General features: G+C 57.4%; 11 protein-coding genes and 3 tRNA genes. 1 reads left to right on the top strand and 13 read right to left on the bottom strand.

All coding sequences use genetic code 11. The features are described from left to right. Window position 1: 1 nt before the first annotated feature. The 10 genes from J7447_RS26935 to J7447_RS26890 all read right to left on the bottom strand — a co-directional run bounded on the left by J7447_RS26935 (window position 2) and on the right by J7447_RS26890 (window position 7721). Window positions 2-1276 carry an NADH-quinone oxidoreductase subunit E gene (locus tag J7447_RS26935; RefSeq protein WP_022998430.1) on the bottom strand — a complete coding sequence of 425 codons (1275 nt, stop codon included), beginning with the start codon at window positions 1274-1276 and terminating at the stop codon, window positions 2-4. Between the two features lie 81 nt (window positions 1277-1357). Further along, the gene (locus J7447_RS26930) at window positions 1358-2542 is read right to left on the bottom strand and encodes an NADH-quinone oxidoreductase subunit D (RefSeq protein WP_022998429.1); all 1185 of its coding nucleotides are present in this window, start codon (window positions 2540-2542) and stop codon (window positions 1358-1360) included. Then, complete coding sequence (locus tag J7447_RS26925; protein WP_209171478.1) at window positions 2535-2978, bottom strand: GFA family protein; 444 nt, start codon at window positions 2976-2978, stop codon at window positions 2535-2537. The genes J7447_RS26930 and J7447_RS26925 overlap by 8 nt, the downstream gene beginning before the upstream one ends. A gap of 14 nt (window positions 2979-2992) precedes the next feature. Then, entirely contained in the window at window positions 2993-3598 is a 606-nt protein-coding gene (locus J7447_RS26920; RefSeq protein WP_022998427.1) for an NADH-quinone oxidoreductase subunit C, read from the bottom strand. 181 nt (window positions 3599-3779) lie between these two features. Next, window positions 3780-4358 carry an NADH-quinone oxidoreductase subunit B gene (locus tag J7447_RS26915; protein ID WP_006934718.1) on the bottom strand — a complete coding sequence of 193 codons (579 nt, stop codon included), beginning with the start codon at window positions 4356-4358 and terminating at the stop codon, window positions 3780-3782. Beyond that, the gene (locus J7447_RS26910; protein WP_006934719.1) at window positions 4349-4714 is read right to left on the bottom strand and encodes an NADH-quinone oxidoreductase subunit A; all 366 of its coding nucleotides are present in this window, start codon (window positions 4712-4714) and stop codon (window positions 4349-4351) included. Before J7447_RS26910 ends, J7447_RS26915 begins: the two co-directional genes overlap by 10 nt. 510 nt (window positions 4715-5224) lie before the next feature. After that, a tRNA-Asp gene (locus tag J7447_RS26905) sits at window positions 5225-5301 on the bottom strand. 55 nt (window positions 5302-5356) lie between these two features. Then, window positions 5357-5433, bottom strand: a tRNA-Asp gene (locus J7447_RS26900). 285 nt (window positions 5434-5718) lie between these two features. Further along, entirely contained in the window at window positions 5719-7377 is a 1659-nt protein-coding gene (locus J7447_RS26895; RefSeq protein ID WP_209171477.1) for a Na/Pi cotransporter family protein, read from the bottom strand. A gap of 268 nt (window positions 7378-7645) precedes the next feature. Beyond that, window positions 7646-7721 (bottom strand) — tRNA-Val (locus J7447_RS26890). 146 nt (window positions 7722-7867) lie between these two features. On the opposite strand from J7447_RS26890, the gene J7447_RS26885 reads away from it, so the two are divergent. Continuing rightward, on the top strand, window positions 7868-9232 hold the full coding sequence (locus tag J7447_RS26885) for an FAD-dependent oxidoreductase (RefSeq protein ID WP_209171476.1): 1365 nt from the start codon (window positions 7868-7870) through the stop codon (window positions 9230-9232). A gap of 2 nt (window positions 9233-9234) precedes the next feature. On the opposite strand, the gene J7447_RS26880 is transcribed toward J7447_RS26885, so the two are convergent. The 3 genes from J7447_RS26880 to lon all read right to left on the bottom strand — a co-directional run bounded on the left by J7447_RS26880 (window position 9235) and on the right by lon (window position 12946). Then, window positions 9235-9891: a hypothetical protein gene (locus J7447_RS26880; protein ID WP_075282106.1), complete on the bottom strand. Its 657-nt coding sequence runs from the start codon at window positions 9889-9891 to the stop codon at window positions 9235-9237. 162 nt (window positions 9892-10053) lie between these two features. Next, window positions 10054-10329 (bottom strand): HU family DNA-binding protein, encoded by a 276-nt coding sequence (locus tag J7447_RS26875; RefSeq protein ID WP_031268410.1) that lies wholly within the window; start codon window positions 10327-10329, stop codon window positions 10054-10056. A 187-nt stretch (window positions 10330-10516) separates the two neighbouring features. Next, window positions 10517-12946, bottom strand: a complete 2430-nt coding sequence (gene lon, locus J7447_RS26870; protein ID WP_031268409.1) for an endopeptidase La — start codon at window positions 12944-12946, stop codon at window positions 10517-10519. Window positions 12947-12965: the final 19 nt, after the last annotated feature.

Below are 12965 nucleotides of genomic sequence, written 5' to 3'. Positions count from 1 at the left end.
CCTAGTCTTCGCTCTTGGAGGAGGCCACTTCACCGGCTTCCACGCGCTTGGAAAAATCTGTTTCACCGCCGGATGCCAGAACCTTGGCCTGCTCAATCCAGCCATCACGTTCGATACGGCCCTTGAACTTCAGGCGGCTGTCGACCCAGGCAACTTCCTGCGGTCCCCATGAGGCCACCTGATCGAAGTGGAAAAACCCGAGTTCGTTGAGTGTCGCTTCCAGTTTCGGACCGACCCCCTTCAGCTTCTTCAGGTCGTCCGGCTTGCCGCCGCGCGCTTCCTTCAGAAGTTCAGGTTCTTTTTCCTGACCGTCGGTGCTTCCACTGGTGTCGGCTGTGCGGGCAACTTCGACTTCGGCACGGTCGTCGGAATCAGGCTTGCCCTTGTTCTGACTGCGCGCTGCAGGCGTAGCTGCTTTTTCGGCCTTGGCTTTCTTGGCCGGTTCAGCCTTTGCCTCAGCCTTCTTGGGCGCAGCTGCCGCTGGCGCTTCACTTGCCTTGGCCGATTTGGCTGCATGCGCCGCCTTTACCTTGGCAACAGCATCTTCTGCAGGGGTCGGCACGCCATCATAGTCGTTGCCACCTGCATTGATCGGTGCGCCGGCAAAAGCATGCGACGCCTTTTCCGAACCGTCGACCAGGTGGGGAACCGGCAGCTCACCCTTCGTGTTGTCATCGATTTCAGTGAGTGACGTCTGACCGCCTTCGGCCATTGCAAAACGACGACCGTTCTGCGGGCCCGGCGTTACTTCCTTGCCGGCGGCGATATCGTCGATCAGCTGGTTGAAGCTGTCTTCCGTGAGGTCTTCATAGGTATCCTTGAAGATCTGTACCATCGGCGCATTCACGCAGGCGCCAAGACACTCGACTTCTTCCCAGGAGAACATGCCATCCTCGGAAATCTCGTGCATGTGCTTGGCAATGCGGCTCTTGCAGATCTTGATCAGGTCTTCCGACCCGCGCAGCTGACACGGCGTCGTGCCACAAACCTGAATATGGGCCTTCTTGCCGACCGGCTGCAGCTGGAACATGGTGTAGAACGTCGCCACTTCCAGAACGCGGATCTTCGGCATGTCGAGCAGGTCCGCGATATAGCGGATTGCCGGCTCACTCACCCAACCTTCGTTCTGTTCCTGCGCACGCCACAAAAGCGGAATGACCGCGGAGGCCTGACGGCCTGCCGGATAACGGTCGATCAGCTTCTTTGCCCAGTCGAGGTTCTTCTCGGTGAACGCGAAGCTTTCTGGTTGTTCCGCGGCAAGTCGGCGAACTGCCATGGTGTTATCCCCGTTCTGTCAAAATGACCGGAGCCGGACGGGCGGCTGCCAGGGTCGAAAATTGGTTGTGTGCCGTCCGCATCAGCGGTCGACCTCACCGAACACGATGTCCAGAGACCCCAGCACTGCCGAAACGTCGGCAAGCATGTGCCCGCGGCACAGGAAGTCCATGGCCTGAAGGTGGCTGTAGCCAGGCGCCTTGATCTTGCAACGGTACGGCTTGTTGGTACCGTCCGCGACCAGATAGACGCCGAACTCACCCTTGGGTGCTTCGACGGCTGCGTAAACTTCACCAGCCGGGACGTGATAGCCTTCGGTGTAGAGCTTGAAGTGGTGGATGAGCGCTTCCATCGAACGCTTCATTTCACCGCGCTTCGGCGGCACGATCTTGCCGTCGATGGACGAGACCGGACCGGTTTCAACCGTCAGCTTTTCCAGGCACTGCTTCATGATCCGGACTGACTGGCGCATTTCTTCCATTCGGATCAGGTAGCGGTCGTAACAGTCGCCGTTCTTGCCGATCGGAATATCGAAATCAAGTTCGGAATAGCATTCGTAAGGCTGCGACTTGCGCAGATCCCAAGGTGCACCGGATCCACGAACCATCACGCCGGAGAAGCCCCAGGCCCAGGCATCGTCAAGGTCGACAACGCCGATATCCACGTTGCGCTGCTTGAAAATACGGTTGTCGGTCAGGAGACCTTCGATATCGTCAAGCGTCTGCAGGAACGGATCACAGAAGTCCCAGATGTCGTCGAGCAGGTCACGAGACAGATCCTGGTGAACACCGCCCGGACGAACGTAAGCTGCGTGCATGCGGGCACCGCAAGCACGCTCGTAGAACACCATCAGCTCTTCACGGGGCTCAAAGCCCCAGAGCGGCGGTGTCAGCGCGCCCACGTCCATGGCCTGCGTCGTCACGTTCAGAAGATGAGACAGCAGACGACCGATTTCCGAATAAAGGACACGGATCAGCTGGCCGCGCTTGGGCACTTCCACACCAAGCATACGCTCGACTGCAAGCGCAAAAGCGTGTTCCTGGTTCATCGGCGCCACGTAGTCGAGGCGGTCGAAGTAAGGCACAGCCTGCAGATAAGTCTTCTGCTCGATCAGCTTTTCGGTTCCACGGTGCAGCAGACCGATGTGCGGATCCACACGCGTTACCACTTCGCCGTCGAGCTCAAGCACGAGGCGCAGCACGCCGTGCGCCGCCGGGTGCTGCGGACCGAAGTTGATGTTGAAGTTACGAACCTGAGCCTCAGCCATTTTGAGGTTCCTGCATTTTTTGCGTGAAATAGGCGATGACTTCGGGACCGGTCATTCTGCGGGTTTCATTAGCGAAAGCGTAGTTTGCCGGCTGTTCGTCAACGAAAATTTCGGACGTGAATTTGAAAACGGACGGATCGTCAAAGGCTTGCGCGGAGACGCTCACGTGTGAGCCGTCGGCCATTCGCCACATCAGCGAGGAACCGCACTTGCTGCAGAAAACCCGTTCGCCGTAGTCGGATGACTTGTAGACGCCGAGGGCATCCTTGCCTTGAACATCCAGACCGTCCATCGATCCGCAGCTGACAGCCATATAGGTACCACCGGTCCAGCGGCGGCACATGGCGCAGTGGCAGACTCCCATTTCGCCGTCTACCGGCGTTGCGGCAAACCGCACCTCGCCGCAAAGACACCCACCTGAAAGCCGTTCGCTCATCCCTGCCCCGCCCTTCAGTTGGTCGTTGCCTTCTCGTCACCGGGCAGCACGTAGTCCGTGCCTTCCCAGGGCGAGAGGAAGTCGAAGGAGCGCATTTCCTGGTTCAGGCGTACCGGTTCGTAGACAACGCGTTTCTTCTCGTCGTCATAACGAACTTCGACAAAGCCCGTAACCGGGAAGTCCTTGCGCAGCGGATATCCGTCAAAACCGTAGTCGGTCAGGATGCGGCGCAGGTCCGGATGGCCGGAGAACAGAATGCCGTACATGTCGTAGGCTTCACGCTCGAACCATTCAGCACCTGGAAACAGCGGGGTCAGAGAAGCAACCGGCGTATTTTCGTCGGTTGCGACCTTCACACGAACGCGCTGGTTCTGAACGGGAGACAGGAAGTGGTAGACAACGTCAAAGCGCTTCTCGCGCGAAGGGTAATCCACACCGCAAATATCCGTCAGATTGACGAACTTGCACGAGCTGTTGTCGCGCAGAAAGCGGATCGCATCGAGAATGTCGGTCGCGTTTACGGTCAGCGTCAGCTCGCCGTATTCGACCTTCCAGGACACAAGGGACTCACCCAGACCGAGCTCGATATGCTCAGCGAGTTCCTTCAACGTCTCGTCCATCGTGTTCGACCTCACTCGTAGATCTGCAGCGTTCAACCGGTTCCGATTGAGTGCCGACTGCCGATCGATCCAGTTTGCCGGGTCTTTGTTGCGCCCCGCTGGACGCGACCCGGAGAGTCAGTTGAACGGGCGCCAGGCGCCCACTCCCTCAAAAATCCGCCGCCTCTTCGGCGGCAGATCCTTATCTTTCGATAGTGCCCGTGCGGCGGATCTTCTTTTGAAGCATCAACACGCCGTAGAGCAGCGCCTCGGCTGTCGGAGGACAGCCTGGAACGTAGATATCGACCGGCACAACGCGGTCGCAACCGCGCACCACAGAATAGGAATAGTGGTAGTAGCCGCCACCATTGGCACACGACCCCATGGAAATGACGTACCGCGGCTCAGGCATCTGGTCGTAGACCTTGCGCAGCGCAGGTGCCATTTTATTCGTCAGCGTGCCGGCAACAATCATCACGTCCGACTGGCGCGGTGAAGCGCGCGGCGCGAAACCGAAACGCTCGGCGTCATAGCGCGGCATCGACATCTGCATCATTTCAACGGCGCAGCAGGCCAGGCCGAAGGTCATCCACATCAGCGAGCCGGTACGAGCCCACTGGATGAGGTTGTCGGTGGAGGTTACGAGAAAGCCCTTGTCTGCCAGCTCGTTATTAACTTCCAGGAAGAATGCGTCATCCGCGCCGACAGGCTTGCCCGTATTCGGGTCGATAATACCTTGCGGCTGCGGTGCAACGAGCGGCTCGGTCGTGGTCAATCCCATTCCAGCGCTCCCTTTTTCCATTCGTAGATGAAGCCGACGGTCAGGACACCGAGGAAGACCATCATGGACCAGAAGCCGTACCAACCCAGGTCACCGAACACGGTTGCCCAGGGGAACAGGAACGCGACTTCCAGGTCGAAGATGATGAAGAGGATCGAGACCAGATAAAAGCGCACGTCAAATTTCATGCGTGCATCGTCGAAAGCGTTGAAGCCGCACTCATAGGCCGACAGCTTTTCCGGATCCGGATTCTTGTAGGCCAGGATGAAAGGCGAAATCAGCAGCGCAAGGCCGATCACCAGCGCAATGCCGATGAACACGACGATCGGGACATATTCCCGCAAGAGTTCTTCCATGTCTTTCGCGTCCTTGCATATGGAGGCGGATCGGGAGGCGATCCGGTGCCAGGGCTGCGCGCCCCGTTGCCTTCATTATACCGGCAGGTCACGCTGTGCCCGTCGGCGTTATGAAACCAACATGCGAGCGCACGCTTAGCTTACGACTTGGTGCAACGCAAGACCCACATGCGGTCAAACTCTTGCCATGTTTGCACCTGTTTCGCACCTACCCCCGACAAATCCTTAATTTCAGCCAGTTTGCAGGAAGGCAAAAACTTTGCACAACCCTTCAGGAAATATGCCGCACCTGCGTTCGTTTTCCACCCCCCTCGCAGAATCGAAGCAAACGCCAGACAAACACCAAAAGAGCTGAAATTTGAATGGACTGCGTCGCCCCTGCCTTGAACGCATGATAGCCATCTTGGCGACAATGCCAAGGGGTTGCCTGTCTGCGCGGCAAAGCGCTCGCTTTGCGCGAGGCTTGATGTTTTCGATTGAACAGTCTGGGGAAACAAGAGGTACCGTGAGTGGCGCGAGTGACGGGGCTCGAACCCGCGACCTCCGGCGTGACAGGCCGGCACTCTAACCAACTGAGCTACACCCGCACATTCACGGTATATGCGCCAATTCCCGAAAGTACCAAAGCACTTCTATGGGAAGTGGCGCGAGTGACGGGGCTCGAACCCGCGACCTCCGGCGTGACAGGCCGGCACTCTAACCAACTGAGCTACACCCGCTTCGTCAGGCGACGCGTTGTCGCCCTGAAGTGGCGCTGATGTACGGCGGCTGGTTTGGGAAGTCAAGCACCCTATTCCGTCCGAATTGCCGTTTTTTGACAAAGAAGCGCCCAATCGCGGGTTTTCCCCAGAGCCGCCTTGCCGATCAATGTGGATAACTTCCTGTTTCGTAACGGAATTATCCGCGTTGCCACGGACTGTTTTCCGATGGACTTAGCCTCAAACACATTCGCCAGCTCATAAATACGACCTGAGCCACGCAGATTCTCGTTCTTCAGCCGTGTTTTATTCAGCAGGCACCAGCCGCGTATCGCGCAACAGGCCTTCTCTGGCAAGAATAGGCACCGCCGCAGCTGCGAACAGCGAATTGATTTCCTTGAGGCTGCGCATGACTTCCAGATGGGCGTTGCTCGATTCCATGCTCTGAAGCGTTTTCGATTTCAGCCGCTCCAGGTGCCGGTTATGACTTTCGCGTTCCAGGGTGCGCATCTTGTCCTTTTCTGCAATCAACTCACGCGCAGACGCGACGTCCGCCGAAACGAGCACATTGAGGGCAAGCTCCATGTTCGCCAGAACACGGTCGTGCATCCAGGTCAGCTCCTTCAGCCCCTCCTGCGAAAAGCTGATCTTGTTCTTCTGCAACTCCAGCGCAAGTTCGAGAAGGTTCTTTGCCACAAGGTCTCCAGCGCGCTCCAGATTGACCGCGAACCCCACCAGTTCCATGCTGCGCTCAGCCTGTTCGCCGGTCAGTTCCCCACGATTCACCTCTGCGATGTAGAGTTTCACCGAGGAATGGATCGCATTGACCTGCTTATCCAACTGCTGCAAGCGCCTGATTTCCGGCTCACTGCCCTTCTCCAGCATCATGAGAACCGGTCTTGCCATCACCTCGACCAGCTCTCCCATACGCAGGAGTTCACGCGTTGCACTGGCCAGGGCAAGTCTGGGATTGCCGACCAGTTGCTTGTCCAGCGCGCTTTGTGGAGTCAGCCGGTCTGCCTCTTCTTGTTCCTCTCTGTCCGGCACCAGGCGTTCAACCAGCCAGGCAACCGGTCTTGTCAGTGGCAGGCAGACGAGAACAAGCAGGAGATTGAAAAGCACATGAACGGCAACGATCTGCTGGGCCGGATCATTGCTGATCGAAGCCAGAGGCAGATCTTGGAAATTTAGCGCCAGCATGACCAGCACAGCACCGGTGGACCTGAAGAGAAAATTGCCAAGCGGCAGAAGCTTGGCCTTGCGATCCATTCCGCGTGTCAGCCAGAGCGCAACGATGCCGGCGCCAATGTTCGCCCCCAGAACGAGTGGAATCGCAGCCTCGTGCGGCAGGCCGGTCTTTTGCACCAAGGCTGCGATCATCAGCACGGCCGCCACGCTGGAATGCACCAGAAACGCCAGAAGCGCCCCAACTGCCATCGCCGTCGGTGTGTCCTGCGCAAGGAAGCCGGCAAACTGCGGCATGAACCGCGCTTCCTTCAACGGCGTCGTCGCTTCGCCGATCATTTGCAGCGCAATCAGGATGAAAGCGATTCCCAGAAGAATGCGTCCGACCTGTTTCGCGGACCGAGCGTCGAGCTTCAGGAACAGCCACGCTCCTCCACCCAGGAGCAACGGCACCAGCCAGCTGAGATCGAATACCAGAAACTGCACGACAAGCGCCGACCCGAGATCGGCGCCCAGCAGAACCGCCAGTCCGGCAGCTGTGGAAATGAAGCCGGATGTCGCAAATCCCGCCGCCAGGATCGCAACCGCTGTCGCACTTTGCAGCAAAATGGCAACCGCAGTCCCAGACAAGGCGCCGGCAACCGGTCCGGAGGATGCCTTGCCGATGGCGCGTCTTAACGTTGGCCCGGCTGCCCTTTCAAAGCCTGTCCGAACCATTCGAACCGCGTAAAGGAGCAGCATGACTGCCCCGAACATCTTGATGAAAACTAGGATTCCCATCTTGCCAAGTAGCTACCTTTAAACGAGTTTTTTATTTAGCCGCAGAAGTTTATCGGACAAAAAGGAAAAAGAAAACTCACCATTCGAAGGCCAAACGAAATCAACCCGCCACCGGGATACCCAGCAACAGCGGCAAAGCGAAATGACTGTAATTGTGCGAATATCCGAAACAGCGAACCGCCGGACAATGTGAGAGCGGCAGCAAACAGCAGAAAACACCCCGGTGCGCAGGCACCCTGGTTACAAGTGACGGAATTCATAAGGGGAATGGTGGGCGATGAGAGACTCGAACTCCCGACATCTTCGGTGTAAACGAAGCGCTCTACCAACTGAGCTAATCGCCCTCAACGAGGTGAGACGCCTTTTAGGGGCTCGTTTGCTGCTTGGCAAGAGCAAAATCTCAGATTTCCGTTTCAATGATAAAGCCTGTGGATGACGGCTCCGAAAACCGGCAAACTGACCGCTTCAAAAGCTTGAGAAAGCCGCACCCATGGTGACATCCCGCCGGTTGTTTCTGACTGGAATTCTGGCTGCCCTCACCGGCCTGCCGCTGTCTGCCAGAAAAAGCTCATCACAATCCGTGGCCGGACAGAGAGTGGTTGTTGTCGGTGCCGGCATCGCCGGTCTGGCGGCTGCAAGAACACTTGCAGACGCAGGCTTCTCCGTAACCATGCTTGAGGCTGGTAACCGGATCGGCGGCCGTCTGCATACGGACAGATCGTTGGGGGTGCCTCTCGACCTTGGAGCAAGCTGGATCCATGGAACACGGTCCAACCCCATCACAGCGCTCGCGCAGCGCTTCTCACAGCCGATGTTCGAGTGGGACTACGACAACGAGGAGGTCTTCGACCTGACCGGCAACGGTGGCAGAGCAGTCGAACGTTTCGAGACTTTCGCGAACGCCCTGGAAGATTTTCTGGACGACACTGAAACCTCCCTCACCCGGATATCGGCAGCCAATGCCATTGAAAAGATACGCCGGCAACGGGCCCTGTCGAGCCTCACTGACGCTGAACTCGGCTTCATGGCGCATATTCTGCTGGAGCAGGAATTTGCAGCGCCAGTGAGCGACCTTTCGCTTGCAGCCGTTGAAGAAGGCGGTGCCTTTGAGGGACCCGACGCCGTGCTTCCGCAGGGCTACGACAAGATTGCATTTGGGGTGGCGGAGGGATTGTCCATCCAGACCGAAACCGTCGTGAACCAAATCGACCATTCCCAAAGGGGCGTTTCGGTAAGAACTGAGAACGGTGTACTGGAGGCCGATTTTGCAATCTGCGCAGTGTCTCTGGGTGTCCTGAAGGCTGGCGACATCGTCTTTTCACCTGGTCTTCCTGACAACAAGCGCAACGCCGTCAGTTCCTTGCGCATGGGCGTGCTTGATAAAATCTATCTCTCGTTCCCGGAAGCCTTCTGGGATGAAACTGTCCACAACTTCGGTCGCATATCCGGCAAGCCCGGCACTTTTGCCTACTGGCCGAATCTTTCGCCCGTGACCGGAAAACCGATTCTATGTGCGCTGAACGTCGGCGAATTTGCTCAGAACCTTGAGAAACTTGGTGAAGAGAATCGCAGACAGGCGGCCTTCGAAGCGCTTCAGACGATGTTCGGCCGCGACATACCGCCGCCTGACGCCAGCATAAGTTCCGCCTGGCAGCAAAACGAACGAACGCGAGGATCCTACTCGTTCCTGCCTGTGGGGGTGGAGCCGCGAGCAAGAAAAGCACTGGCTGCCGACCTCAATGGAAGGGTCTTCTTTGCGGGAGAAGCCACCTCCCAGGACTATCCGGCAACAGTGCACGGCGCCTGGCTTTCCGGCCAGCGCGCCGCACGCGACGTGATCGCAAGTGCCCGCTAAGTCTATTGGAACTTATAGGCGAATTGGAGCATGTCGGTGAGCCCGCGCTGCGGGTTGTCCGCGGCAAGTCCGTTCTGATTGAAGAACTGCACCAGACGGGCAATCCCCTGCTGGTCGTTCGGTCCTCTTGGCGGCGGCTGATCCATGAGCTTGGCGGCGATGATCCAGGACATCGTCCGGCGAAGGCGATTCTGATTGGCACTGAATTCTGGATTGCTGGCTGCTCGCTCGAACAAACCGCCCCACGCCTGATTAACGGCATCGTTGATGGCTTCGATGCGAATGAACCCGGCTTTATTGGGACTACGCGCCTTGTTGAGCAGGTGGTCGATATTGTACCCGGCAAGATCCGACGGCGCGGCCTTGATGCCGTAGACCTGCTCGACAAAGCGCAGCCAGGCTTTCTGATAGGACGAATAACCCGCCCTCACCCACACGCTGGCATTTTCGTCCGCGTTTCCGGGTTTCTGCACGATTGCTACGTTCTTCAGGCTGCTTCTACCGGCTTTTCCGGTCTGGACGTTCTCGTCGAAATCGTCGAGGAACACGAGGCGTCCAAGTGCCTCGGGGTGTTCCACCTGAACCTGCACCAGGGGGTCACGAACCCAGGCATCAAATAGCGCCCGTTGGCGCCTGCGGATCAAGGCTTGCAGTGACATTCCAACTCCTGTCGAGCAATTGGCATCACCTCACGACAAACGCAATATAATGTGGGAATAGCAATTCGCCAGAGCTCAATCAAAAATAGAAAACAGGCAAGGAAAAACCCCGCATCCGTTTCCGGATACGGGGTTGAGCGAAGAAATCGCTCGTGAGCGCTATTAGGCGTTCACGGCGTCCTTCAGGCCTTTGCCGGCCTTGAACTTCGGCGTCTTAGAAGCCGGGATCTGGATCGTTTCGCCAGTCCGCGGGTTACGGCCTTCGGTTGCTGCACGTTCGGAAACGGTGAAGTTACCAAAGCCGATGATGCGGACTTCGTCGCCGCTCTTCAGCGTAGAGGTGACAGCTTCGAAAGTTGCGTCAACTGCTTCGCCTGCCTGCGCCTTGGTGAGGCCGGTCTTTTCTGCAACAGCTGCGATCAGATCGTTCTTATTCATAGCAGATACCTTTCTAAGAAACGGCAGAGTGCCGACGATTCCTGTCAGCGCCGTTGCGCGAAATTCGGTTGAATTGAACTGAAACGCAAGTGGTTTTTTCGCAGAAAACAGCCATTTTGACCGATTATTCAAAAGAAAAGCCCCGGTTTTCCCGGGGCTTTCCAATTTGTGCGCTGCAATGTCGCGATTAGTGGGCAAGAACACCGGAGGTGTCATCGTCCTTTTCTCGCGCCTTGGTTGCTGCTTCGTGAGCTGACTCATCCCATTCGATAGCCTCCGGCAAGCGAACAAGAGCGTTTTTCAGCACTTCTTCCATGCCCGAAACCGGGATGATCTCAAGCGAGTTCTTGACCGAGTCCGGGATATCCGCCAGATCCTTGGCGTTGTCTTCCGGGATCATAACCAGCTTGATTCCGCCACGAAGGGCAGCAAGCAACTTCTCCTTCAGACCACCGATCGGCAGGATGCGACCACGCAGGGTGATTTCACCGGTCATGGCAACATCCCGGCGAACCGGAATGCCGGTCATGGTCGAGATCACAGCCGTAGCCATCGCGATACCTGCGGACGGACCATCCTTCGGGGTAGCCCCTTCCGGAACGTGAACGTGAATGTCCTTCTTTTCGAAGGTCGGTGGTTCAATGCCGTAATCGATCGCACGCGAGCGGACATAAGATGCCGCCGCAGAAATCGATTCCTTCATCACGTCCTTCAGGTTGCCGGTGACGGTCATCTTGCCCTTGCCGGGCATCATCACGCCTTCGATGGTGAGAAGCTCACCACCGACTTCGGTCCAGGCAAGGCCGGTAACCACACCGACCTGGTCTTCCAGTTCAGCTTCGCCGTAGCGATACCGCGGCACACCAAGGTATTTCTCGACGACCTCGCTGGTCACCGTGATGCTTTCCTTGTCGCTCATCAGGATGTCCTTGACCGCTTTGCGGGCCAGGGTTGCCATTTCACGTTCAAGGTTACGCACACCGGCTTCGCGGGTGTAGCGGCGCACGATGAAGTGAAGCGCTTCATCCTCGATGGTGAACTCACCTTCGCGCAGGCCATGATCCTTCTCGGCTTTCGGGATGAGGTGACGGCGGCAGATTTCCACCTTTTCCTCTTCCGTGTAACCGGCGATGCGGATCACTTCCATACGGTCCATCAGCGGTCCCGGAATGTTCAGCGTGTTCGCCGTGGTCACGAACATCACATCCGATAGGTCGTATTCAACCTCCAGATAGTGGTCCATGAAGGACGAATTCTGTTCCGGATCCAGCACTTCCAGCAGAGCCGATGACGGGTCGCCGCGGAAGTCCATGCCCATCTTGTCGATTTCATCGAGCAGGAACAGCGGATTGGACTTCTTGGCCTTCTTCATCGACTGAATGACCTTGCCGGGCATCGAGCCGATGTAAGTACGGCGGTGACCACGGATTTCCGCTTCATCCCGCACACCGCCGAGCGACATGCGTACGAATTCACGGCCGGTCGCCTTCGCAATCGACTTGCCGAGCGAAGTCTTGCCGACGCCTGGAGGACCAACGAGACACAGGATCGGACCACGCAACTTGTTGGCCCGGCTCTGGACCGCCAGATACTCCACGATCCGTTCCTTGACCTTTTCAAGGCCATAGTGGTCGGTGTCGAGAACCTTTTCGGAGAAGGCCAGGTCGTGCTTGACCTTGGACTTCTTGTTCCACGGAATGCCGATCAGCCAATCCAGATAGTTCCGCACGACGGTCGCTTCCGCGGACATCGGGCTCATCTGTTTCAGCTTCTTGATTTCGGCCGCAGCGCGCTCGCGTGCTTCCTTGGTCAGCTTGGTCTTCTTGATCTTGTCTTCGAGTTCGGCAACCTCGTCGCGGCCGTCCTCGCTGTCGCCAAGCTCCTTCTGAATGGCCTTCATCTGCTCATTCAGATAGTACTCGCGCTGGGTCTTCTCCATCTGCCGCTTGACACGGGAACGGATGCGCTTTTCCACCTGCAGGACGGAGATTTCGCTCTCCATCATGCCCAGGACGCGCTCAAGCCGCTCGGCGACGGAAACGACGCCAAGGATTTCCTGCTTTTCCGGAATCTTGATCGCAAGATGGGAAGCTACCGTGTCGGCGAGCTTGGAATAATCGTCGATCTGGTTGATCGCGCCCAGAACTTCCGGCGAAACCTTCTTGTTCAGTTTCACGTAGTTCTCGAACTCGGACACGACCGAGCGCGCAAGTGCTTCCACTTCGATGTTCTCGCCATCGCGCTCCGGCAGAACCGTTGCGGAGGCCTCGAAATAGTCGGCACGGTCGGTGTATTCACCGATCTGTGCACGGGCACCGCCTTCCACCAGAACCTTGACCGTATTGTCGGGCAGCTTGAGAAGCTGCAGCACGGTCGCAAGCGTGCCGACATTGTAGATCTGGTCTGGCTTGGGATCGTCGTCAGCTGCATTCATCTGAGTTGCCAGAAGAATGTGCTTGTCGGTGGTCATCACCTCTTCGAGCGCCTTGATTGACTTCTCGCGGCCGACAAACAGCGGCACGATCATATGCGGGAAGACAACGATGTCGCGCAGGGGCAAGACGGGGTAGACAGACGTGCTGTCCTGATCTGTGGCGCGAATTTCTGCGTCGCTCATTTTTTTTCCTTTCTCAGCG

Origin of the sequence: Labrenzia sp. R5_0, assembly GCF_017743835.1 — a bacterium.
In the GTDB taxonomy this organism is placed as follows: Bacteria; Pseudomonadota; Alphaproteobacteria; order Rhizobiales; family Stappiaceae; genus Roseibium; species Roseibium algicola.
This window is presented reverse-complemented; position numbering and strand designations above follow the sequence as displayed.

Bases quoted from the DNA above. Each gene is read 5' to 3' on its own strand.
- J7447_RS26935 (WP_022998430.1), bottom strand. From the start codon at position 1,276: ATGGCAGTTCGCCGACTTGCCGCGGAACAACCAGAAAGCTTCGCGTTC.
- J7447_RS26930 (WP_022998429.1), bottom strand. From the start codon at position 2,542: ATGGCTGAGGCTCAGGTTCGTAACTTCAACATCAACTTCGGTCCGCAG.
- J7447_RS26925 (WP_209171478.1), bottom strand. From the start codon at position 2,978: ATGAGCGAACGGCTTTCAGGTGGGTGTCTTTGCGGCGAGGTGCGGTTT.
- J7447_RS26920 (WP_022998427.1), bottom strand. From the start codon at position 3,598: ATGGACGAGACGTTGAAGGAACTCGCTGAGCATATCGAGCTCGGTCTG.
- J7447_RS26915 (WP_006934718.1), bottom strand. From the start codon at position 4,358: ATGGGATTGACCACGACCGAGCCGCTCGTTGCACCGCAGCCGCAAGGT.
- J7447_RS26910 (WP_006934719.1), bottom strand. From the start codon at position 4,714: ATGGAAGAACTCTTGCGGGAATATGTCCCGATCGTCGTGTTCATCGGC.
- J7447_RS26895 (WP_209171477.1), bottom strand. From the start codon at position 7,377: ATGGGAATCCTAGTTTTCATCAAGATGTTCGGGGCAGTCATGCTGCTC.
- J7447_RS26885 (WP_209171476.1), top strand. From the start codon at position 7,868: ATGGTGACATCCCGCCGGTTGTTTCTGACTGGAATTCTGGCTGCCCTC.
- J7447_RS26880 (WP_075282106.1), bottom strand. From the start codon at position 9,891: ATGTCACTGCAAGCCTTGATCCGCAGGCGCCAACGGGCGCTATTTGAT.
- J7447_RS26875 (WP_031268410.1), bottom strand. From the start codon at position 10,329: ATGAATAAGAACGATCTGATCGCAGCTGTTGCAGAAAAGACCGGCCTC.
- lon (WP_031268409.1), bottom strand. From the start codon at position 12,946: ATGAGCGACGCAGAAATTCGCGCCACAGATCAGGACAGCACGTCTGTC.